We start from the raw sequence: 21635 nt of genomic DNA on the forward strand, positions 1-21635 counted from the left end.
TTTCATTAAGGAGGAATAAAAAAATGGGAAAAGCACATTATGAGAGAACCAAACCACACGTAAATATAGGAACAATAGGTCACGTAGACCATGGTAAAACAACTTTAACAGCAGCAATCACAACAGTATTAAACAAGAGATTTGGCTCAGGAGAAGTAATGAGTTATGACAATATAGACAAAGCTCCAGAAGAAAGAGAAAGAGGAATAACAATATCCACATCACACGTAGAATACGAAACAGCAAATCGTCACTACGCACACGTAGACTGCCCAGGGCATGCTGACTATGTAAAGAACATGATCACAGGAGCAGCACAAATGGACGGTGCAATACTAGTAGTATCAGCAGCAGATGGACCAATGCCACAAACAAGAGAACATATACTATTGTCAAGACAAGTAGGAGTACCAAAGATAGTAGTATTCTTAAACAAAGCAGACATGGTAGATGACGAAGAACTAATAGAACTAGTAGAAATGGAAGTAAGAGAACTATTAAACGAATATGAATTTGATGGAGACAACACAAAGATAATAGTAGGCTCAGCACTAAAAGCAATAGAAGACCCAGAAGGACCATGGGGAGACAAGATAGTAGAACTAATGGAAGCAGTAGATGCAGAAATACCAGAACCAGAAAGAGACGTAGACAAACCATTCTTAATGCCAGTAGAAGACGTATTTAGTATCACAGGAAGAGGAACAGTAGCAACAGGAAGAGTAGAAAGAGGAGTATTAAAAGTAGGAGACAACGTAGAAATAGTAGGACTATCAGAAGAATCAAGAACAGTAGTAGTAACAGGAGTAGAAATGTTTAGAAAGATTCTAGACGAAGCACAAGCAGGAGACAATATAGGAGCACTACTAAGAGGAGTACAAAGAACAGAAATAGAGAGAGGGCAAGTACTAGCAAAGCCAGGAAGCATCACACCACATACAAAATTTGAAGCAGAAGTATATGTATTGACAAAAGAAGAAGGTGGAAGACATACACCATTCTTTAATGGATATAGACCACAATTTTACTTTAGAACAACAGACGTAACAGGAAACATAGAACTAGAAGAAGGAACAGAAATGGTAATGCCAGGAGACAATGCTAAATTCTTCATTGAATTAATCACACCAATAGCAATGGAAGAAGGACTAAGATTTGCTATTCGTGAAGGTGGAAGAACTGTAGGAGCAGGAGTTGTTTCAAAGATTATTAAGTAGTTTGTAGAAAACATTGAATTAGATATTGAAGGAAGGGGTAACCCTTCTTTTAATATCTAATCTAAAAATATATGAAAAAAAGAAAAAAATATAAAAAAACCCTTGAGTTTTAGTTAAATATGCTATAAAATAAAGAAGTGTGTAATTTTTGACATTGCGATGAGGCAAAAGGTTGCTGATTTTGAATTCAGGGAATTTTTGCTGAGAATGTCCGGTTAAAAATCGGGCGACTAGAATTGTCATATGCGGGGTTTTTAAAAAAAATAATACAACACACCCGGTTAAGTGTATCGGCAATTCTTGTCGCATGTAAAAAAGCATGCGATAGAAGGAGGGAATTATATGTCAAACAAAGGTAATGAAAAGCAAAAAATAAGAATTAGATTAAAAGCTTATGATCATGAGCTTTTGGATTCTTCAGCTCAAAAAATTGTAGAAACAGCAAAGAGAACAGGAGCAGTAGTTTCTGGTCCAGTACCACTACCAACTGAGAAAGAAGTGGTTACAATTTTAAGAGCAGTTCACAAATACAAGGATTCAAGAGAACAATTCGAACAAAGAACTCACAAACGTCTAATTGATATTACTAATCCAAATCAAAAGACTGTTGATTCTTTAATGAAGCTTAATCTACCAGCTGGCGTTGATATCGAAATAAAATTATAATTTCTTAGTATGATTGCAATATGCAATCCGCTGTAAGATTGTAGGAGGTGCAAAGATGAAGAAGATTTTAGGTAAAAAAATAGGAATGACTCAAATTTTCGAAGAAGATGGCAGAGTGATTCCAGTTACAGTAGTCGAAGCTGGACCACTAAAAGTTGTTCAAATTAAAACTATGGAAAAAGATGGATACAACTCAATTCAAATAGGCTACGTAGATATAAAAGAAAAGAAGATTAACAAACCATTAAAAGGGCATTTTGATAAGGCTCAAGTTGAATATAAAAAATATTTAAGAGAATTTAGAGTTGATAATCCTGAAAAATATGAAATAGGTCAAGAAATTAAAGCAGATGTATTTGAATCAGGAGATAGAGTTGATGTTGTAGGAATTTCAAAAGGTAAAGGAACACAAGGACCTGTAAAGAGACATGGACATGGAAGAGGACCAGAAACTCATGGTTCTAAGTACCATAGAGCTGTAGGTGCTATGGCAGCAGCATCTTATCCAGGAAGAGTTTTTAAAGGAAAGAAAATGTCTGGACATATGGGAAATCAAAGAGTTACAGTTGAAAATTTAGAGATTGTAAGAGTAGATGCTGAAAAGAATTTATTGTTGATAAAAGGTGCGGTTCCAGGACCAAAAGGCGGACTACTTACAATAAAAGAAAGTGTTAAAGTATCTAAATAGATTGGATAGAAAGGAGGAAGCCATATGCCAAAAGTTAGCGTGTACAACTTGCTAGGTGAACAAGTTGGTGAAATTGACTTAAATGATGATATATTTGGTGCAGAAATAAATGAGCATGCAATGTATGAAGTGGTTAAAAACCATCTTGCAAATAAGAGACAAGGAACACAATCAGCTAAGACTAGAGCTGAAGTAAGAGGTGGAGGAAGAAAACCTTGGAGACAAAAAGGTACTGGTAGAGCAAGACAAGGTAGTATAAGAGCTCCTCATTGGACAGGTGGTGGAGTGGTATTTGCTCCAAAGCCAAGAGATTATAGCTATAGTGTACCTAAGAAAGTAAAGAGAGTAGCTTTAAAGAGTGCACTTAGTTCAAAAGTATTGGAAAATGAAATAATAGTACTTGATGAACTAAATTTAAGTGAACCAAAAACTAAAGAAATGGTAAAGATACTAGAAAATATAAAAGCTGATAAAAAAGCTCTAATTGTTATGGATGAAAAGAATGAAAATGTAATTAAGTCAGCAAGAAACATTCCTAATGTTGAAACAACATTAGTCAATACATTAAATGTATATGATATATTGAAATACAATTCATTCATCATAACAAAAGATGCTGTAAGAAAAGTGGAGGAGGTGTATGCATAATGCGTATTCCACACGATATAATTATTAAGCCTGTTATTACGGAAGAAAGTATGGATGCTATGAGCGATGGCAAATATACTTTTGTTGTAGATAAAAGAGCGACTAAAAGTGATATAAAGTATGCAATTGAAAAGATATTCGATGTGAAGGTAGAAAAAGTAAATACTATGAATATGCTTGGAAAAGAAAAAAGAATGGGAGTCCATGTAGGTAGAAGACCAAGTTGGAAAAAGGCTATCATAACATTGACTGATGATAGCAAGAGCATTGAGTTCTTCGAAGGTATGGAATAGAAAATATTAGAAGAAGGAGGTAATAGCAATGGGTGTTAAAAAATACAAACCTACTTCACCAGCAATTAGAGAAATGACCGTTTTATCAAACGAAGAAATCACTAAAAAGGATCCTGAGAAATCATTGCTTGTAGATTTAAATAGAACAGGCGGAAGAAATGCTCATGGAAAGATTACTGTTCGTCATAGAGGTGGCGGTGCTAAAAGAAAATATAGAATTATTGATTTCAAGAGAGATAAAGATGGTATTCCAGGAAAAGTTGCAGCTATAGAATACGATCCAAATAGAACATCAAATATAGCGCTTATTAATTATGCTGATGGAGAAAAAAGATATATAATAGCTCCATTGGGATTAAAAGTTGGAGATGTAATAGAATCAGGTGAAGATGCGGACATTAAAGTTGGAAACACATTGCCATTAAGAAATATTCCAGTTGGAACAAATATTCACAATATAGAATTAAAAGCAGGTAAAGGCGCACAGCTTGTTAGATCTGCAGGAGCTGAAGCACAATTAATGGGTAAGGAAGGAAATTATGCAACAGTAAGACTTCCTTCGGGAGAGTTTAGACTTATAAGACTTGAATGTAGAGCTACTATTGGTCAAGTAGGAAATATAGAACATGAAAATATCACTATAGGTAAAGCTGGTAGAACTAGACATATGGGTATCAGACCTACTGTTAGAGGTAGTGTAATGAATCCAAATGACCATCCACACGGTGGTGGAGAAGGTAAAGCTCCTATTGGTATGCCAAGTCCATTGACACCATGGGGTAAACCAGCACTTGGATATAAGACTAGAAAGAAAAATAAGAAATCAGATCAATATATTGTTAGAAGAAGAACTAGATAGTTCGATGGCAGTATAAAGAGAGGAGGAAAACTCATGGGTAGATCTTTGAAAAAAGGCCCTTTTTGCGATGAGCATTTGCTAAAGAAGGTTGATGAGCTTAATGATAAAAACGAGAAAAAAGTAATAAAGACATGGTCACGTCGTTCAACAATTTTTCCTCAAATGATTGGTCACACTATCGCTGTTCATGATGGAAGAAAACATGTACCTATTTATATAACTGAGGATATGGTTGGTCACAAACTAGGAGAATTTGTTCCAACTAGAACATTTAGAGGACACGGCGACAAAGCTGAAAAGTCAACGGCGTTAAAATAAGGGTAAAGGAGGGATTTCAAGGTGGAAGCTAGAGCAATAGCAAAGTATGTAAGAATTTCGCCTTTAAAGGTTAATTATATTGCTAAAGAAATCAGAGGCAAAAATGTAGATGAAGCCCTTGCAATATTGAAATTTACGCCTAAGAAGGGTGCAAAAGAACTAGAAAAAGTTTTAAAATCTGCCATTGCGAATGCAGAAAATAATTTCGATTTAGATAGAGATAATCTTTATGTTAAAGAAGCTTATGCAAATGATGGCCCAACTATGAAAAGATGGAGACCTAGATCTCAAGGGAGAGCTTATCCTATATTAAAAAGAAGTAGTCACATAGGTGTAGTAGTTGAGGAGAGAGAATAGAAAAAGGAGGGATAGTTGATGGGTCAAAAAGTTAACCCACATGGCCAAAGGGTTGGAATCATTAAAGATTGGGACTCAAAATGGTATGCTGATGGTGACAATTTTAGTGATTATTTAATTGAGGACCATAAAATACGTAAATATATAAAACAAAAATTATATATCGCAGGTATTTCTAAGATTGAAATAGAAAGAGCTGCAAACAGGATTAAAATATCAATTTACACTGCTAAGCCAGGTATGGTAATAGGTAAGGGTGGATCAGGTGTTGAAGAATTAAGAAAAGAACTTGAAAAACTTACAAAGAAAAATGTAATAGTTAATGTAGAAGAGGTAAAAGTTCCTGAATTAGATGCACAACTTGTAGCAGAAAACATTGCTTCTCAACTTGAAAGAAGAATTTCTTTTAGAAGAGCTATGAAACAAGCGATTCAAAGAACTATGAGATCCGGTGCAAAGGGAATTAAAACTTCAGTATCAGGTAGACTTGGTGGAGCAGATATGGCTAGAACAGAAGGATATAGTGAAGGAACTATACCACTACAAACACTTAGAGCTGATATTGATTATGGTTTTGCTGAAGCAAATACGACTTATGGAAAATTAGGAGTTAAAGTATGGATATATAAAGGTGAGGTTCTTCCTACTAAAAAAGTAGAAAAAGAATCTAATGCAACAAATATTGAAGTAAACTAGTAGGATAGTAACTGTAGGAAGGAGGAAGGTAAAATGTTAATGCCTAAAAGAGTTAAATACCGTAGAGTTCATAGAGGAAGAATGAAAGGCAAAGCTACTCGCGGAAATAAAATAACTTATGGTGAATACGGATTGCAAGCTCTAGAACCAGCATGGATTACTGCAAATCAGATAGAAGCTGCAAGAAGGGCTATGACAAGATATGTAAAAAGAGGCGGAAATATTTGGATTAAAGTATTCCCAGATAAGCCAGTAACAGAAAAACCTGCTGAAACTCGTATGGGTTCTGGTAAAGGTTCACCAGAATATTGGGTAGCAGTTGTAAAACCAGGAAGAATCCTTTTTGAAATGGGCGGAGTTCCTGAAGATGTTGCAAGAGAAGCTATGAGATTAGCATCATATAAATTACCTATAAAGACTAAATTTGTCACTCGTGAAGATGCAGAGGAAAAGGGTGGTGAAGCTAATGAAGGCTAATGAAGTTCGCCAATTAACAAATCAAGAACTTGATAGTAGATTGTTAGAATTGAAAAGCGAATTGTTTAATTTAAGATTCCAATTAGCTACAGGTCAGCTTGATAATCCAATGAGAATAAAAGCTGTTCGAAAAGATATAGCTCGTGTAAAGACTATTATGAGAGAACGAGAACTAGGGACAGGAAAGGAGGTTTAGTTTCAGATGGAAAGAGGAAATCGTAAGGTAAGAGTAGGTAAAGTAGTTAGTGACAAGATGGATAAGACTATAGTGGTAGCAGTAGAGACATTTGTTACACACCCTTTATACAAAAAACAAATAAAAAGGACTACTAAATTTAAGGCTCATGATGAAAACAATGAATGTAGAGTTGGAGATATAGTTAGAATAATGGAAACTAGACCATTGAGTAAAGATAAAAATTGGAGACTTGTTAATATTATAGAAAAAGCAAAATAATCCCTAGGCGAAGAAAGGAGGTAATCTCATGATACAAAGTGAAACCCGTCTAAAAGTTGCTGATAACTCAGGAGCAAAAGAATTATTAGTAATAAAAGTCTTGGGTGGCTCAAACAGAAAATATGCTAATGTTGGAGATATAGTGGTTTGTTCTGTTAAAAGTGCAACACCTGGGGGTGTTGTTAAAAAAGGAGACGTAGTAAAAGCAGTTATAGTTAGAACCAAACAAGGTGTTAGAAGAAATGATGGCAGCTATATTAAATTTGATGAGAATGCAGCTGTTATCATAAAAGACGATAAGCAACCAGTAGGGACTCGTATATTTGGACCTGTAACCAGGGAACTAAGAAGAGGAAACTATATGAAGATTATATCATTAGCACCTGAAGTACTATAAGGGGAGGTGTAGATTATGAATATAAAAAGTGGAGATACAGTAGTAGTTATATCTGGTAAAGATAAAGGCAAAAAAGGCAAAGTTCTTACAGCTTTACCTAAAGAAAATAAAGTTATAGTTCAAGGTGTAAATATGTTGACTAAACATCAAAAAGCTCAAGGACCAATGCAACAAGGTGGTATCATTCATCAAGAAGGTCCTATAAATGTTTCAAAAGTCATGTATTACTGTGATAAAGACAAACAAGGTGTAAGAGTTGGATATAAATTCTTAGAAAACGGTGATAAAGTTAGAATTTGTAAAAAATGTGGAGAAGTATTAGACAAATAATTTACCATTGAAAGGAGGTAACGAAAAATGACTTCCAGACTAAAAGAAAAATATGATAATGAAGTTGTTCCAGCTTTGATGGAAAAATTCCAATATAGCAGCGTAATGGAAGTACCAAAACTAGAAAAAATCGTACTAAACATGGGAATTGGTGAAGCTAGAGAAAATCCCAAAATGTTAGAAAGTGCAGTTGAAGAATTGACTATTATTTCAGGTCAAAGGCCTATAGTTACTAAAGCTAAAAAATCAATAGCAAACTTTAAAGTTCGTGAAGGTATGCCTGTTGGTGCAAAAGTAACATTAAGAGGAGAAAGAATGTATGATTTTTTAGATAAATTGATGAATATATCACTTCCAAGAGTTAGAGACTTTAGAGGTGTAAGTCCTACATCTTTTGATGGAAGAGGAAACTATGCACTTGGTATAAAAGAGCAACTTATATTCCCAGAGATTGAATATGACAAAGTAGAAGCGATAAGAGGACTTGATATAATAATAGTGACTACTGCAAAGACTGATGAAGAAGCTAAAGAGTTCTTATCACTTATGGGAATGCCCTTTAAAAAGTAAAGAAGGAGGGAGAAATTTTGGCTAAGAAATCGATGATAGCTAAGCAACAGAGAAAACCAAAATACAGTTCTAGACAATACAATAGATGTAAAATTTGTGGAAGACCTCACGGATATTTGAGAAAATATGGTGTTTGCCGTATTTGTTTTAGAGAATTGGCCTATAAAGGACAAATTCCAGGAGTTAAAAAAGCTAGCTGGTAGTACATGATTGTTGAAAGGAGGTAGCTAAATATGATGACTGACCCAATTGCAGATATGCTAACAAGAATAAGGAATGGGAACAATGCAAAACACGAAACGGTAGATGTTCCTGCTTCAAATATGAAGAAACAAGTAGCTCAGATCCTATTAAATGAAGGGTTTATAAAGAGTTTTGACCTTATAGATGATGGCAAGCAAGGAATTATAAGAATCGAATTGAAATATGGACAAAACAATGAAAAAGTTATAAGTGGTATAAAGAGAATATCAAAACCAGGATTGAGAGTTTATGTTAAAAACGATGAAATACCAAGAGTTTTAGGGGGACTTGGAATAGCAATTCTTTCAACTTCCAAGGGAGTTATGACAGATAAAGAAGCTAGAAAAGAAGGAATAGGCGGAGAAGTTCTTTGCTACGTTTGGTAATTTACATTGTGTAATCTAAAGGAACAGGAGGTGCACTCATGTCAAGGATAGGATTAAAGCCAATAACTATTCCAGCAGGAGTAGAAGTTAAAATTAATGACAAAAATTTCATGGAAGTTAAGGGTTCTAAAGGAACTCTTACTGAACAATTAAGTCCTGAAATGGATATAAAAATAGAAGATAATGTTATTACAGTAAATCGTCCAACAGAAAACAAAAAACATAAATCATTGCATGGTTTAACTAGAACTTTAATTGCAAATATGATTGAAGGAGTACAAAACGGATATTCTAAAGTATTAGTGATAGAAGGAACTGGATATCGTGCACAAAAACAAGGAAAGAAATTGGTATTAAACCTTGGTTTTTCTCATCCAGTAGAAATGGAAGATCCAGAAGGAATTGAAGTTGAAGTACCACAACCTAATAGAATCATAGTAAAGGGAATTGAAAAGCAAAAAGTAGGAAATTATGCAGCAGTGATTAGATCATTAAGAGAACCTGAACCATATAAAGGTAAAGGAATTAGATATGAAGACGAACATGTAAGACGCAAAGTTGGTAAGACTGGTAAGTAGGAGGGAGTGATGAGAAGTGCTTAAACAGATAAATAGAGAAGAAAAAAGACAAAATAGGCATCAAAAAGTAAGACAAAAGATTAATGGTACTCCTGAAAGACCAAGACTTAATGTGTATAGAAGTTCAAGTCACATATATGCGCAAGTAATAGATGATACAATAGGTCATACAATAGTATCAGCTTCTACTTTAGACAAGGAATTAAAAGGGAAATTGGAAAGCACGTCAAACAAAGAAGCTGCAAAAGCAGTAGGAGAACTAGTAGCAAAAAGAGCTCTTGAAAAAGGTATAGAAGAAGTTGTTTTTGATAGGGGCGGATATATTTATCACGGAAGAGTAAAAGAGCTTGCTGAAGCAGCAAGAGAGGCTGGACTCAAATTTTAGAAAAGGAGGGGAATAAATGCAACGTTCATTTATAGATCCAAATGAGTTAGATTTAAAAGAGAGAGTTGTAAGTATAAATCGTGTAACTAAAGTTGTTAAAGGCGGTAGAAACTTTAGATTTAGTGCACTTGTAGTTGTTGGTGATGAAAATGGTCATGTAGGAGTTGGAATGGCAAAAGCTCTTGAAGTACCAGAAGCTATAAGAAAAGCTATTGATGATGCAAAGAAGCATATCATAGAAGTTCCCCTTGTAGGGACTACTATTCCACATGAAATAATTGGAGAATTTGGTGCTGGAAGAGTTCTTATGAAACCATCCAAAGAAGGTACTGGAGTTATTGCAGGTGGCCCAGTTCGTGCTGTATGTGAATTGGCAGGAATCAGGGATATAAGAACTAAATCATTAGGTTCAAATAATCCTAGAAATGTTATAAACGCAACTATTGAAGCGTTAAATGGACTTAAGAGAGCAGAAGATGTAGCTAAATTAAGAGGAAAATCAGTAGAAGAAATAATTGGTTAGGGGGGAGTAAATATGGCTAAAATAAAAATAAAGCTTGTCAAGAGCCCAATTGGTAAAATTGAAAAGCATAGAAGAACTATAGAAGCTCTTGGACTAAGGAAGATTGGTCAAGTTGTAGAAAAAGAAGATACTCCTCAAATAAGAGGTATGATTGAAAAAGTAAATTACATGGTTGAAGTAATAGAATAATTAGCTATGATAAAAGAGGAGGTGTACCTATGAAACTACAAGATTTAAGACCTAATGAAGGTGGAGGAAGTAAATCACCAAAGAGATTAGGAAGAGGTACTGGTTCAGGTCAAGGCAAAACTGCAGGAAGAGGTCAAACAGGACAAAATTCTCGTTCAGGTGGTGGAGTTAGACCAGGCTTTGAAGGTGGCCAAATGCCTCTATATAGAAGAATGCCTAAGAGAGGCTTCACAAATATATTTGCAAAAGAATTTTCAACTGTAAATATAAGAGATTTAAATAGATTTGATGACGATACAGTTGTTACACCAGAGTTGCTTTTAAGTGAAGGATTAATAAAGAAAATAAATGATGGGGTTAAAATATTGGGTGATGGAGAAATTGAGAAGAAGCTTACAGTAAGAGCTCATAAATTTACCAAGGCTGCTGCTGAAAAGATAGAGGCTGCAGGGGGAAAGGTAGAGGTGATTTAGATGCTTTCGACACTACGAAATGCATGGAAAGTTCCTGATATAAGGAAGAGAATGATATTTACAATACTTATGCTACTAGTATTTAGACTAGGGTCTAGTATTCCTGTACCTGGAATGAACAAAGCAATTGTAAAAGAGATATTTGAAATGGCTCAAGGTGGAGTACTAGAGTTTTTAGACTTGATGGCAGGTGGAACATTCAGTAATTTTAGTATATTTGCCTTGAATATTTATCCTTATGTAACATCGTCTATTATAATTCAATTGCTAACTATTGCTATTCCTCGTCTTGAAGAAATGGCTAAAGAGGGTGAGGAAGGAAGAAAAAAAATAGCAAAGATGACTCGCTATGGTACAATAATACTAGCTTTAGTTCAAGCAATAGGTATAACTATTGGATTTTTCAACAGAGCCCTTATTTCAAAAGGGTTTTTCCCTGTAGCAATAGTTGTTATCACTCTAACAGCAGGTACTGCATTTTTAATGTGGTTGGGAGAACAAATTACTGATAAAGGAATTGGAAATGGTATTTCATTGATAATATTTGTTGGTATAATATCAAGAATACCTCATGAAATAGCAAAAACCTTATCTTTATATAAAGCAGGAACAGTTCATTTAGTTGGGCTTGTATTATTTGCTATTTTTGCTTTAATTATCATTGCAGTAGTAGTGGCATTACAAGAAGGAGAAAGAAGGATTCCAGTTCAATATGCAAAAAGAGTTGTTGGAAGAAAAATGTATGGTGGACAAAGCACACATATTCCAGTTAAAGTATCAATGGCAGGAGTAATACCTGTAATATTTTCAACATCTCTGTTGGCATTTCCACAGACAATAGCATTATTTGCTAAAGGGCAGCCATCTCAATGGATAACTAAATATTTAACTCCTTCAGGTACAGTAGGTGTTTGGGTATATTCAATATTAAATATCCTATTGATAATATTCTTCACTTATTTTTATACAGCAATTCAATTTAATACAGTAGAATATGCTAAAAACTTACAACAGTATGGAGGATTTATACCAGGAATTAGACCTGGAAAGCCAACTGCTGATTATTTAAATAAAGTTATTTCTAGAATAACATTTGTTGGTGCTATTTCATTAGCAATAATAGCATCACTACCAATAATTATTTCATCAGTATTTAAACTAAATGTAAACTTTGGCGGAACAGCACTAATTATCGTTGTTGGTGTTGCGCTTGAAACTGTAAAACAAATAGAAGCTCAATTGGTAATGAGACATTATAAAGGCTTCTTATAAAAATTAGGAGATGATATTCTTGAGGTTAGTATTATTAGGCCCTCCTGGTGCAGGTAAGGGCACTCAAGCATCAGCTATAACTAAGAGATACAATATTCCCCATATATCTACAGGAGATATATTTAGAGCAAATATTAAGGAAGGTACTGATCTTGGGAAGAAAGCTAAAGAATATATGGATAAGGGTCTTCTAGTACCAGATGATATAGTAGTTTCTATTGTAAAGGATAGACTTACCAAAGAGGACTGCAAAAATGGGTTTTTATTAGATGGATTTCCAAGAACAGTTAATCAAGCTGATGCATTAGATATTGAACTTGAAAAAATGGGATTTAGGCTAGATAAGGTTATAAATATAGATGTAGAAAAAGATGAATTAATAAATCGTGCTATAGGAAGAAGAATTTGTAAAAAATGTGGTGCGACTTATCATGTAGAGTTCAACCCTCCAAAACAAAGTGGAAAATGTGATGTATGTGGTGAAGGACTTTACCAAAGAGATGATGATACGGAAGAAACTGTTTCTAAACGTATTGAAGTATATTTAAAAGAAACTAAACCTCTAATAGAATATTATACAAAAAAAGGTATAATATTAAATGTTGATGGAAAACAAAGCATTGAAAAAGTATATGAAGATATTGTCAAATCATTAGAATAATGGGGCTGAGAAAGGCTAAAAGCCTTTCTCCAATACTAGATAGCTCAATAATTAAAACACCGATAAAGAGGTGAAGTGAATGAATTCAACTAGCGACATAACCGTTGGACAGGTGGTTAAGTCAAGAGCTGGTCGAGATAAAGGAAATATATTTTTAGTTTTGGACATAATTGATGATAAGCATATCTATATTGTAGATGGAGATGTTAGAAAATTAGATAATCCCAAAAAGAAAAAAATCACTCATGTAATAGTCTATAACACAGTTTTTCCAGAACTAAAAGAAAAACTGGAGAATGGAGCCAAAATAAATAATGCTTATATAAGGAAATTGCTAGAACCTTTTAAAATAGAGTTATAAATTTTGGTTTGAACGGGAGGTTCGATAACTGGATGTCTAAAAAAGATGTTATAGAAGTTGAGGGCACCGTAGTTGATGCGTTGCCAAATGCTATATTTAAAGTAAAACTAGAAAATGGGCATGAAATACTTGCACATATATCTGGTAAACTAAGGATGAATTATATAAAAATACTTCCAGGTGATAAAGTGACTGTTGAGCTATCACCTTATGATTTGACAAGAGGCAGGATTACATGGAGAAACAAGTAGTATAGGAGGGATTAGAATGAAAGTAAGGCCATCAGTTAAGAAGATGTGTGAAAAATGCAAGATTATAAGAAGAAATGGCAAGGTAATGGTTATTTGTGAAAATCCTAAGCATAAACAAAGACAAGGTTAAATTATTAATTTTATAGATACTTTAACGCGGCTGCTTTTTGTAAATTTATATTTGAGTTTAATATTTAGGAGGTGTAAGAACTAATGGCTAGAATTGCCGGTATTGATTTACCAAGAGATAAAAGAGTGGAAATTGGTTTAACTTATATATATGGTATAGGCAGATCAAGATCGAATGAAATACTCAAAAAGGCAGGTATAGATCCAGATACAAAGGTAAAAGATTTAACTGAATCAGAAATTGCTACATTAAGAGAAATTGTTGATACTTACCATGTTGAAGGTGATTTAAGAAGAGAAGTAGCAATGAATATCAAAAGACTTAAAGAAATTAACTGCTATAGAGGAATGAGACATAAAAAAGGCCTACCAGTAAGAGGACAAAGAACAAAAACTAATGCAAGAACTAGAAAAGGCCCTAAAAAGTTAGCAGGAAAGAAAAAGTAGGAAGTTGAGAAGGAGGGATTTATAAGTGGCAGCAAAAAAAGGTGTAAAAACTCGTGTTAAACGAAGAGAACGTAAAAACATTGAAAGAGGTCAAGCTCATATTCAATCAACTTTTAACAATACAATAGTTACATTAACTGATGCTCAAGGCAATGTGCTTTCTTGGGCTAGTGCTGGACAATTAGGGTTTAGAGGTTCAAGAAAATCTACTCCTTTTGCAGCACAATCAGCAGCAGAAGAAGCTGCAAAAAAGGCAATGGAACATGGTCTTAAAACTGTTGAGGTATATGTAAAAGGACCTGGGGCAGGAAGAGAAGCTGCAATAAGATCACTTCAAGCAGCAGGATTAGAAGTAAGTCTTATAAAGGACGTTACTCCAATACCACACAATGGTTGTAGACCACCAAAACGTAGAAGAGTTTAATCAATAGGAGGTGTATATAGGAAATGGCAAGATATACTGGACCAGATTGTAGGTTATGTCGTAGAGAAGGACAAAAGTTGTATTTAAAGGGAGATAAATGTTTTACAGATAAATGTCCAGTTTCAAAGAGAAACTATGCTCCAGGGCAACATGGACAATCAAGAAAGAAACTTACTGAATATGGATTGCAGTTAAGAGAAAAACAAAAAGTTCGTAGATATTATGGTATTCAAGAATCACAAATGCTTAAATACTTTAATATGGCTGATAAGATGAAGGGTATCACAGGTGAAAATCTTTTAAAGATATTAGAATCAAGACTAGATAATGTAGTTTATAGAATGGGATTTGCTGCTTCAAGAGACGAAGCAAGACAACTTGTTACTCATGGACACTTTATAGTAAATGGTAAGAAAGTTGATATACCTTCAATGCTTATAAAAGTTGGAGATGAGATTGAAGTAAAGGCTAAAAGCAAAAATAGTCCTAGATTTAAAGAATTAGTTGAGAATCATAGAGGAACAACAGTTAAGTGGGTTGAAGTTAGTCCAGAAGATTTAAAGGGTAAAGTTGTAGCTGAACCATCAAGAGAAGATATTGATTTACCAATAGAAGAACACTTAATAGTTGAGTTATATTCTAAATAATAGTTTATTATATAGAATCAGTTGCCCTCAAAGTATAAAAACATATTTAATTATAAGGAGGGTTATGGTTAATGCTTGAGATTGAGAAACCTAAAATTGAAATAGTTGAAATGAATAAAGAAGAGACTTATGGAAAATTTGTATTGGAACCTCTAGAGAGGGGTTATGGAACCACATTGGGCAACTCTCTTAGAAGAGTGCTACTTTCTTCGTTGCCTGGAGCTGCTGTATCTTCTATTAAAATACAAGGTGTGCTTCATGAGTTCACTACTGTTGAAGGAGTATTTGAAGATGTACCTGAAATAATTTTGAATATAAAGAATATAGCAGCTAAGATGTATTCAGATGAACCGGTAATGCTCAAGATAGAAGCAGAAGGACCTTGTGAAGTTACAGCAGGAGATATCATTACTGGCCCTGATGTAGAAATAATAAATAAGGATCTTCATATTGCTACTGTAAATAGTGATGGGAAACTTTATATGGAACTAGAAATGGTAAGAGGGAGAGGATATGTGGTATCTGAAAGAAACAAAAAGGAAGGTCAACCTATAGGGGTTATTCCTGTAGATTCTATATTCACTCCCGTACAGAAAGTCAATTTTGTAGTAGAAAATACAAGGGTAGGACAAATAACAGATTATGATAAATTGATACTTGAAGTTTGGACAAATGGAACTATGAAACCAGATGAAGCAACATCTCTTGGTGCCAAAATATTGACTGAACATCTAAACTTGTTTATAGGACTTACTGAACATGTAAATGATGTTGAAATAATGGTTGAAAAAGAAGAAGATAAAAAAGAAAAGGTATTAGAGATGACTGTTGAAGAATTAGACTTATCTGTAAGAAGCTATAACTGTTTAAAGAGAGCAGGTATAAATACAGTAGAAGAGCTTACTCAAAAGACTGAAGAAGACATGATGAAAGTTAGAAATCTAGGTAAGAAGTCCCTTGAAGAAGTTCAGAAAAAATTAGATGAACTAGGATTAAGTCTTAAGAAAAACGATGAGTAACAAGGAATGAAGGAGGGATAATACATGGCTCAATTAAGAAAACTTGGTCGCCCTACTGATCATAGAAAAGCAATGTTAAGAAATCAAGTAACTAACTTATTTGAATATGGTAGGATTGAAACTACTTATACTAGAGCAAAAGAAACTCAAAGAATGGCTGATAAGATGATTACTCTTGCAAAGAGAGGCGATTTGCACGCAAGAAGACAAGTATTGGCTTATATATATGATGAAGATGTTGTGAAAAAGTTATTTGACGAAATTGCACCAAACTATTCCGAAAGAAATGGTGGATACACTAGAGTATTAAAAATGGGTCCACGTAGAGGAGACGGTGCGGAAATGGCAATAATAGAATTGGTTTAGAAGGTGGGGGATTAAGTTTTATACTTAGTCCCTTTTAACTTATTTAAAAATTGTTAATACAATTGATTCTTAAATACCCTTATGTTATCATTAATTAGTGGAAATATATTAAAAATGAGGGGTAATTATGTCGGATACGATGATAAATTTAGAAAATGTAAATTATGAATATAAATCAAGTGAAGGAGAATTTATGGCCCTTAAGGGTATAAATTTAGAAGTGAAAAAGGGAGAATTTTTAGTAGTACTTGGGCACAATGGTTCTGGGAAATCTACACTAGCTAAACTTATAAATGCACTTTTATTGCCGACGAGTGGCAAGGTATATGTAAATGGGATGGATACCACAGATGAGGAAAAAATTTGGGATATAAGACGCACTGCAGGAATGGTATTTCAAAATCCAGATAATCAAATTGTTGCAACTATTGTAGAAGAAGACGTGGCTTTTGGTCCAGAAAATCAAGGAATCGAGCCAAGAGAGATAAGAAAAAGAGTAGACAAAGCTCTTGAAATTGTTGAAATGACCAAGTACAAAAAACATGCCCCTCACTTGCTTTCTGGAGGACAAAAACAGCGTATAGCAATAGCTGGAATACTTGCAATGAATCCAGAGTGTATAATATTAGACGAACCTACTGCCATGCTTGATCCAACTGGAAGAAGTGAAGTAATGAAAACGGTTAGAAAATTAAATAAGGAACAAAATAAGACTATAGTGCACATAACTCACTATATGGAAGAGGCTGTTGAAGCTGATAGGATAGTAGTTATGGAAGAAGGACAAATTGTCATGGAAGGAACTCCAAGACAAGTATTTAGTCAAGTTGATAAGATGAAAGAATTAGGTCTTGATGTACCCCAAGTGACAGAACTTGCTCATGAACTAAAAAAAGAAGGGATAGATATCCCAGAGGATATCTTGACTGTAGAAGAACTGGTGAGGGCTTTATGATGATAAAAATTGAAAATTTAAATTTTATATATAATCCAGATAGTCCTTTTGAAACTAAAGCTTTAAACAATATAAATTTGGAAATAAATGAAGGCGATTTTATTGGACTTTTAGGGCATACTGGTTCTGGGAAATCTACTCTTATACAGCATTTAAATGGGCTTATAAAACCTACAAGTGGAAGCATAATAGTTGATGGTGTGGATATAACTGAAAAAGGTGCTGATTTGAAATCTATAAGACAGAAAGTAGGATTGGTATTCCAGTATCCTGAATATCAGCTGTTTGAAGAGACGGTCTATAAAGATATTGCATTTGGACCTAAGAATTTGGGATTAGATGATAGTGAAATAGATTCTAGAGTGAAAAAGGCCATGGAACTTGTAGGATTGGATTTTGATAGTTTAAAAGATAGATCACCTTTTGAATTAAGTGGAGGTCAAAAAAGAAGAGTAGCTATTGCAGGAGTACTTGCTATGGAACCTAAAGTTCTTATATTAGATGAACCTACAGCGGGTCTTGATCCTAGAGGAAGAGATGAAATATTAGGTGAAATAAAGGATTTGTACAATAAAGGAAATATAACTATCATACTAGTTTCTCATAGCATGGAAGATGTAGCTAGATTGGTAAACAAAATTGTGGTTATGCACAAGGGAGAAATAGCTATGGAAGGGACTCCAAGAGAGGTTTTCAGAAGGGCAGAAGAATTAGAGTCTATGGGTCTTGGAATTCCACAAGTGACCTATTTCATGAGAAAGTATAAAGAAAGTGGGAACGATGTATCAAGTGATGTTCTTACTATAGATGAGGCCAAAGAAGAATTATTAAGATATTTAAGGAGAAATGGCAATGATTAAGGATATAACTATAGGACAATATTTTCCGGGAGAAACAGTCATTCATAAATTAGATCCAAGGGTTAAAATATTAGTATCTTTTGCATTCATAATATCTTTATTCTTTATAAACAAGTTTTATCCCTATATATTGATCCTAGCATATATATTGACAGTGACAAAATTGTCGGGGGTACCAATTAAATACGTTTTAAAAGGCTTAAAACCTTTGACTTTTATAATACTTATTACCTTTTTTATAAATCTATTTATGACAAAGGGTGTAGTGTTGTTTGAAATTGGTCCATTGGTTATTACAGAAGAAGGATTATATCAATCACTATTTATGGCCTTGAGACTAATATTTCTTATAATGGGTACATCAATACTTACTTTGACTACATCACCTATTTCACTGACAGATGGTATAGAAAAAATTCTTTCACCTCTAAAGGCAATAGGATTGCCAGCCCATGAATTAGCCATGATGATGACTATAGCTCTTAGATTTATTCCAACTCTATTAGAAGAAACAGATAAAATCATGAAAGCTCAAATGGCAAGAGGTGCTGATTTTGAAAGTGGAAATATAATGAGTAGAGCAAAAAATTTAGTTCCATTACTGGTACCATTATTCATAAATGCTTTTAGAAGAGCAGATGAATTAGCTATGGCAATGGAAGCAAGATGCTATAGAGGTGGAGAACATAGAACTAGACTCAATGAGATAAAAATGGAAAAAAGAGATTATATAGCTATTACAATCATGGTTATATTTTTTGGAGTATTGGTACTTACTAGGTACATTTAAGAGGGATTTAGATGAAAAATATAAAATTGACTATTGAATATGATGGAAGCAATTATTTTGGTTGGCAAGTTCAACCAGAGTTTTCTAGTATTCAAGAGGAAATAGAAAGAGCTATAAAAAAATTAACTAAAGAAGATATTGATTTGATAGGTGCAGGAAGAACTGATAGAGGAGTACATGCAAGAGGACAAGTAGCAAATTTCATGACCAATTCTAGTATTCCTCCAGAAAAGTTTTCTTATGCTATAAATAAATATTTACCTCAAGACATATCTATTGTTAAATCGGAAGAAGTAGATATAAATTTTCACTCGAGATATGATGCCGTAGGAAAAGAATATAGATATTTGATATATAACAATTATACTAGAAGTTCCCTATTGAGAAACTATACATATCATGTTCCATATAAATTAGATTTAAAAAAGATGGATATAGCTAAAGATTTTTTTCTAGGAACTCATGATTTCAGTGCATTTATGTCTACGGGAAGTAGTGTAGAAGATACTGTGAGAACAGTTTATGCTGTGTCTTTATCTTTAAGGGATAATATAATATGCTTTAAAGTACAAGGAAATGGTTTTTTATATAATATGGTACGAATAATGGTAGGGACTTTAATCGATATTGGAAGTGGGAAAATAGAACCAGAAAGCATTTCAAGCATATTAGAATCTAAAGATAGAAAAAGAGCAGGACACACTGCTAAACCTCAAGGATTGTACTTGGAAAAAGTATATTATTGAAATGAAATATAGTTCTTGACACACACGGTTCATTGTATTACAATATATAAGAGTGTTTGAATGAAAAATCCACTAGCCCCGGATTTTCGCATATAAACTACTTTACAACTCTGTAGTAAGGAGGGAAATAGATGAAAAGCTACATGGCAAAACCAAACGAAGTTGAAAGAAAATGGTATGTAATAGACGCAGAAGGAAAAGTTCTAGGTAGACTTGCAAGTGAAGTTGCAAAGATTTTAAGTGGGAAAAATAAACCTATTTATACTCCTCATGTGGATACTGGCGATTTCGTTATAATTATAAATGCAGATAAAGTTGTTTTGACTGGAAAGAAATTGGAACAAAAGAGCTATAAATATCATACTGGACATCCAGGAGGACTTAAAGAAGTATCTTATGAGAGAATGATGAAAGAAAAACCTGAAAAGGCAATTGAATTGGCAGTAAAAGGTATGCTTCCAAAGAATAGTTTAGGTAGAAGTATGTATAGAAAATTGAAAGTATATAGTGGACCTGAACACAATCATGAAGCTCAAAAACCAGTTGTTTATGAGTTCTAGTTTTTGAGGAAAGGAGGACTGTAAGTGGCAAACGTACAATATCTTGGAACAGGTAGAAGAAAAAAAGCTGTTGCTAGAGTTAGATTGATTCCTGGCTCTGGAAACATAACTATAAATAAAAGAGATATAGATGAATATTTTGATTATGATACACTAAAAGTTATTGTAAGAGAACCATTGACATTAACTGAAACATTAGATAAATATGATGTAGTAGTAAATGTCCATGGTGGTGGGTATACTGGTCAAGCAGGAGCAATTAGACATGGTATATCAAGAGCATTGCTTGAAGCTGATGGAGAATTAAGACCAGTACTTAAAAAAGCTGGATATTTGACTAGAGACCCAAGAATGAAAGAAAGAAAGAAATATGGTCTTAAAAAAGCAAGAAGAGCACCACAATTCTCAAAGAGATAGAAATACAAAAGCACTGGATTTTCCAGTGTTTTTTTGTAATATGGACAAAAACCTCTTTAATATATTATTTTATATAAATGTATTAGGGAGGTTTTTTTATGAAGGTTTTATATATTAAAAAGAGGTATTTGTACATAATTGCCATTGCTTTTATCTTTATTATTTTTTTTGCTATTTTTCACAAAGGAAAAGTTACTACAACTTATTTACCTATAAATAACAAGATTATAGGAATAGACCCTGGGCATGGGGGAATAGATCCAGGGGCTGTAGGAAGGGGTGGTACAAGTGAAAATGAAATTAATTTATCTATTGCACTAAAACTAAAGAGGTTCATTGAACAGAGTGGAGGAATAGTAGTTATAACTAGAGATAATCCTAATGGTTTGTATACAGAAAAATCAATTACCACAAAACAAAAAAAGAATGAAGACTTAAGAAAAAGAAGAGAAGTGATAGATGAAGGAGATTGCGATATATTTTTAACAATTCATTTAAATAGTTTTCCCCAATCTAAATATTATGGGGCACAAACTTTTTATAAAGATGGATGTGAAAAAAGTAAAAAGTTAGCAGAAATTGTACAAGAAGAATTGAGAAATGTATTAGATAAAAATAATAATAGGCTGCCACAAAAAAGAGATAATGTATATTTACTTAGAGAGGTTAAAAGTCCTTCAATATTGGTAGAATGCGGGTTTTTATCAAATCCAAGAGAAGAAAAATTGCTAACAGATGAGAAATATCAAGAGAAAATAGCTTGGGCTATATATATAGGAATAATAAGATATTTTAATGAGTTAGAAGTAGAAAATTCAAATTAATGTGGATAAATTCTGTGGATACATAAAAAAGATGTGGACAATAAAATATTATGTAAATTAAATCTTTTTTAATACTATAAAATAGCAAAAAAAAAGTTTACATAAGTTATCCACTATATAATGTGGATAATGTGGATAATGTGGATACAATTAAAA

The 21635-nt window shown here is 33.5% G+C and carries 39 protein-coding genes; all 39 read left to right on the forward strand.

What is annotated here, in order from left to right; genetic code table 11:
- The first annotated feature begins 23 nt into the window (after positions 1–23).
- On the forward strand, positions 24–1217 hold the full coding sequence (gene tuf, locus ACFWUA_RS07015; RefSeq protein ID WP_416197330.1) for an elongation factor Tu: 1194 nt from the start codon (positions 24–26) through the stop codon (positions 1215–1217).
- Positions 1218–1559: 342 nt separating this feature from the next.
- On the forward strand, positions 1560–1883 hold the full coding sequence (gene rpsJ / locus ACFWUA_RS07020; RefSeq protein ID WP_072745298.1) for a 30S ribosomal protein S10: 324 nt from the start codon (positions 1560–1562) through the stop codon (positions 1881–1883).
- A 55-nt stretch (positions 1884–1938) separates the two neighbouring features.
- The gene (gene rplC / locus ACFWUA_RS07025) at positions 1939–2571 is read left to right on the forward strand and encodes a 50S ribosomal protein L3 (RefSeq protein WP_416197341.1); all 633 of its coding nucleotides are present in this window, start codon (positions 1939–1941) and stop codon (positions 2569–2571) included.
- A 24-nt stretch (positions 2572–2595) separates the two neighbouring features.
- Positions 2596–3219, forward strand: a complete 624-nt coding sequence (rplD, locus tag ACFWUA_RS07030) for a 50S ribosomal protein L4 (RefSeq protein ID WP_416197342.1) — start codon at positions 2596–2598, stop codon at positions 3217–3219.
- Positions 3219–3512, forward strand: coding sequence for a 50S ribosomal protein L23 (gene rplW, locus ACFWUA_RS07035; RefSeq protein WP_416197343.1), 294 nt, complete (start codon positions 3219–3221; stop codon positions 3510–3512). The genes rplD and rplW overlap by 1 nt, the downstream gene beginning before the upstream one ends.
- A gap of 28 nt (positions 3513–3540) precedes the next feature.
- A complete protein-coding gene (rplB, locus tag ACFWUA_RS07040; protein WP_416197344.1) occupies positions 3541–4371 on the forward strand; it encodes a 50S ribosomal protein L2 in 831 nt (276 codons plus the stop codon).
- Between the two features lie 33 nt (positions 4372–4404).
- A complete protein-coding gene (gene rpsS / locus ACFWUA_RS07045) occupies positions 4405–4689 on the forward strand; it encodes a 30S ribosomal protein S19 (protein WP_072745303.1) in 285 nt (94 codons plus the stop codon).
- A 21-nt stretch (positions 4690–4710) separates the two neighbouring features.
- Positions 4711–5046: a 50S ribosomal protein L22 gene (gene rplV / locus ACFWUA_RS07050; RefSeq protein ID WP_416197345.1), complete on the forward strand. Its 336-nt coding sequence runs from the start codon at positions 4711–4713 to the stop codon at positions 5044–5046.
- A gap of 18 nt (positions 5047–5064) precedes the next feature.
- On the forward strand, positions 5065–5742 hold the full coding sequence (rpsC, locus tag ACFWUA_RS07055; RefSeq protein WP_416197346.1) for a 30S ribosomal protein S3: 678 nt from the start codon (positions 5065–5067) through the stop codon (positions 5740–5742).
- A gap of 33 nt (positions 5743–5775) precedes the next feature.
- On the forward strand, positions 5776–6219 hold the full coding sequence (rplP, locus tag ACFWUA_RS07060; RefSeq protein ID WP_072745306.1) for a 50S ribosomal protein L16: 444 nt from the start codon (positions 5776–5778) through the stop codon (positions 6217–6219).
- Complete coding sequence (rpmC, locus tag ACFWUA_RS07065) at positions 6209–6415, forward strand: 50S ribosomal protein L29 (protein WP_416197347.1); 207 nt, start codon at positions 6209–6211, stop codon at positions 6413–6415. The genes rplP and rpmC overlap by 11 nt, the downstream gene beginning before the upstream one ends.
- 6 nt (positions 6416–6421) lie before the next feature.
- Positions 6422–6676 carry a 30S ribosomal protein S17 gene (gene rpsQ / locus ACFWUA_RS07070; protein ID WP_416197348.1) on the forward strand — a complete coding sequence of 85 codons (255 nt, stop codon included), beginning with the start codon at positions 6422–6424 and terminating at the stop codon, positions 6674–6676.
- Between the two features lie 28 nt (positions 6677–6704).
- On the forward strand, positions 6705–7073 hold the full coding sequence (gene rplN, locus ACFWUA_RS07075) for a 50S ribosomal protein L14 (RefSeq protein WP_416197349.1): 369 nt from the start codon (positions 6705–6707) through the stop codon (positions 7071–7073).
- Positions 7074–7088: 15 nt separating this feature from the next.
- Positions 7089–7403, forward strand: a complete 315-nt coding sequence (rplX, locus tag ACFWUA_RS07080) for a 50S ribosomal protein L24 (protein WP_416197350.1) — start codon at positions 7089–7091, stop codon at positions 7401–7403.
- Between the two features lie 27 nt (positions 7404–7430).
- Positions 7431–7973, forward strand: coding sequence for a 50S ribosomal protein L5 (rplE, locus tag ACFWUA_RS07085; protein ID WP_416197351.1), 543 nt, complete (start codon positions 7431–7433; stop codon positions 7971–7973).
- 17 nt (positions 7974–7990) lie between these two features.
- Positions 7991–8176, forward strand: coding sequence for a type Z 30S ribosomal protein S14 (locus tag ACFWUA_RS07090; RefSeq protein ID WP_416197352.1), 186 nt, complete (start codon positions 7991–7993; stop codon positions 8174–8176).
- Positions 8177–8206: 30 nt separating this feature from the next.
- Positions 8207–8602 (forward strand): 30S ribosomal protein S8, encoded by a 396-nt coding sequence (rpsH, locus tag ACFWUA_RS07095; RefSeq protein ID WP_416197353.1) that lies wholly within the window; start codon positions 8207–8209, stop codon positions 8600–8602.
- 38 nt (positions 8603–8640) lie between these two features.
- Positions 8641–9180, forward strand: coding sequence for a 50S ribosomal protein L6 (gene rplF, locus ACFWUA_RS07100; protein ID WP_416197354.1), 540 nt, complete (start codon positions 8641–8643; stop codon positions 9178–9180).
- A gap of 16 nt (positions 9181–9196) precedes the next feature.
- Positions 9197–9565, forward strand: a complete 369-nt coding sequence (gene rplR / locus ACFWUA_RS07105; RefSeq protein ID WP_416197355.1) for a 50S ribosomal protein L18 — start codon at positions 9197–9199, stop codon at positions 9563–9565.
- 16 nt (positions 9566–9581) lie between these two features.
- Positions 9582–10088, forward strand: coding sequence for a 30S ribosomal protein S5 (gene rpsE, locus ACFWUA_RS07110; protein WP_416197356.1), 507 nt, complete (start codon positions 9582–9584; stop codon positions 10086–10088).
- A 12-nt stretch (positions 10089–10100) separates the two neighbouring features.
- Positions 10101–10277, forward strand: a complete 177-nt coding sequence (gene rpmD, locus ACFWUA_RS07115; protein WP_072745317.1) for a 50S ribosomal protein L30 — start codon at positions 10101–10103, stop codon at positions 10275–10277.
- Between the two features lie 29 nt (positions 10278–10306).
- On the forward strand, positions 10307–10750 hold the full coding sequence (gene rplO / locus ACFWUA_RS07120) for a 50S ribosomal protein L15 (protein ID WP_416197357.1): 444 nt from the start codon (positions 10307–10309) through the stop codon (positions 10748–10750).
- The gene (gene secY, locus ACFWUA_RS07125; RefSeq protein WP_416197358.1) at positions 10751–12022 is read left to right on the forward strand and encodes a preprotein translocase subunit SecY; all 1272 of its coding nucleotides are present in this window, start codon (positions 10751–10753) and stop codon (positions 12020–12022) included.
- A gap of 19 nt (positions 12023–12041) precedes the next feature.
- Positions 12042–12683 (forward strand): adenylate kinase, encoded by a 642-nt coding sequence (locus ACFWUA_RS07130; RefSeq protein WP_416197359.1) that lies wholly within the window; start codon positions 12042–12044, stop codon positions 12681–12683.
- 79 nt (positions 12684–12762) lie between these two features.
- Entirely contained in the window at positions 12763–13044 is a 282-nt protein-coding gene (locus ACFWUA_RS07135) for a hypothetical protein (protein WP_416197360.1), read from the forward strand.
- Positions 13045–13076: 32 nt separating this feature from the next.
- The gene (gene infA / locus ACFWUA_RS07140) at positions 13077–13295 is read left to right on the forward strand and encodes a translation initiation factor IF-1 (protein WP_072745322.1); all 219 of its coding nucleotides are present in this window, start codon (positions 13077–13079) and stop codon (positions 13293–13295) included.
- 16 nt (positions 13296–13311) lie between these two features.
- Positions 13312–13425 (forward strand): 50S ribosomal protein L36, encoded by a 114-nt coding sequence (gene rpmJ / locus ACFWUA_RS07145; protein ID WP_072745323.1) that lies wholly within the window; start codon positions 13312–13314, stop codon positions 13423–13425.
- Between the two features lie 83 nt (positions 13426–13508).
- On the forward strand, positions 13509–13871 hold the full coding sequence (gene rpsM, locus ACFWUA_RS07150; protein WP_416197361.1) for a 30S ribosomal protein S13: 363 nt from the start codon (positions 13509–13511) through the stop codon (positions 13869–13871).
- A 25-nt stretch (positions 13872–13896) separates the two neighbouring features.
- Complete coding sequence (gene rpsK / locus ACFWUA_RS07155) at positions 13897–14295, forward strand: 30S ribosomal protein S11 (protein WP_072745325.1); 399 nt, start codon at positions 13897–13899, stop codon at positions 14293–14295.
- Between the two features lie 23 nt (positions 14296–14318).
- Positions 14319–14942, forward strand: a complete 624-nt coding sequence (rpsD, locus tag ACFWUA_RS07160) for a 30S ribosomal protein S4 (protein WP_416197362.1) — start codon at positions 14319–14321, stop codon at positions 14940–14942.
- Between the two features lie 71 nt (positions 14943–15013).
- Positions 15014–15961 (forward strand): DNA-directed RNA polymerase subunit alpha, encoded by a 948-nt coding sequence (locus ACFWUA_RS07165; RefSeq protein ID WP_416197363.1) that lies wholly within the window; start codon positions 15014–15016, stop codon positions 15959–15961.
- 24 nt (positions 15962–15985) lie between these two features.
- Positions 15986–16327, forward strand: coding sequence for a 50S ribosomal protein L17 (gene rplQ / locus ACFWUA_RS07170; RefSeq protein ID WP_072745328.1), 342 nt, complete (start codon positions 15986–15988; stop codon positions 16325–16327).
- Positions 16328–16454: 127 nt separating this feature from the next.
- Entirely contained in the window at positions 16455–17282 is an 828-nt protein-coding gene (locus ACFWUA_RS07175) for an energy-coupling factor transporter ATPase (RefSeq protein WP_416197364.1), read from the forward strand.
- Positions 17279–18142, forward strand: a complete 864-nt coding sequence (locus ACFWUA_RS07180; RefSeq protein WP_416197365.1) for an energy-coupling factor transporter ATPase — start codon at positions 17279–17281, stop codon at positions 18140–18142. Before ACFWUA_RS07175 ends, ACFWUA_RS07180 begins: the two co-directional genes overlap by 4 nt.
- On the forward strand, positions 18135–18932 hold the full coding sequence (locus ACFWUA_RS07185) for an energy-coupling factor transporter transmembrane component T family protein (protein ID WP_416197366.1): 798 nt from the start codon (positions 18135–18137) through the stop codon (positions 18930–18932). Before ACFWUA_RS07180 ends, ACFWUA_RS07185 begins: the two co-directional genes overlap by 8 nt.
- Positions 18933–18943: 11 nt before the next feature.
- The gene (gene truA, locus ACFWUA_RS07190) at positions 18944–19678 is read left to right on the forward strand and encodes a tRNA pseudouridine(38-40) synthase TruA (protein WP_416197367.1); all 735 of its coding nucleotides are present in this window, start codon (positions 18944–18946) and stop codon (positions 19676–19678) included.
- 131 nt (positions 19679–19809) lie between these two features.
- Positions 19810–20238 (forward strand): 50S ribosomal protein L13, encoded by a 429-nt coding sequence (gene rplM, locus ACFWUA_RS07195; RefSeq protein ID WP_416197368.1) that lies wholly within the window; start codon positions 19810–19812, stop codon positions 20236–20238.
- 24 nt (positions 20239–20262) lie between these two features.
- Positions 20263–20655 carry a 30S ribosomal protein S9 gene (rpsI, locus tag ACFWUA_RS07200; protein WP_416197369.1) on the forward strand — a complete coding sequence of 131 codons (393 nt, stop codon included), beginning with the start codon at positions 20263–20265 and terminating at the stop codon, positions 20653–20655.
- 98 nt (positions 20656–20753) lie between these two features.
- Positions 20754–21479, forward strand: a complete 726-nt coding sequence (cwlD, locus tag ACFWUA_RS07205) for an N-acetylmuramoyl-L-alanine amidase CwlD (RefSeq protein ID WP_416197370.1) — start codon at positions 20754–20756, stop codon at positions 21477–21479.
- Positions 21480–21635 lie beyond the last annotated feature (156 nt).

This window comes from Sporanaerobacter sp., from assembly GCF_047830725.1.
In the GTDB taxonomy this organism is placed as follows: Bacteria; Bacillota; Clostridia; order Tissierellales; family Sporanaerobacteraceae; genus Sporanaerobacter.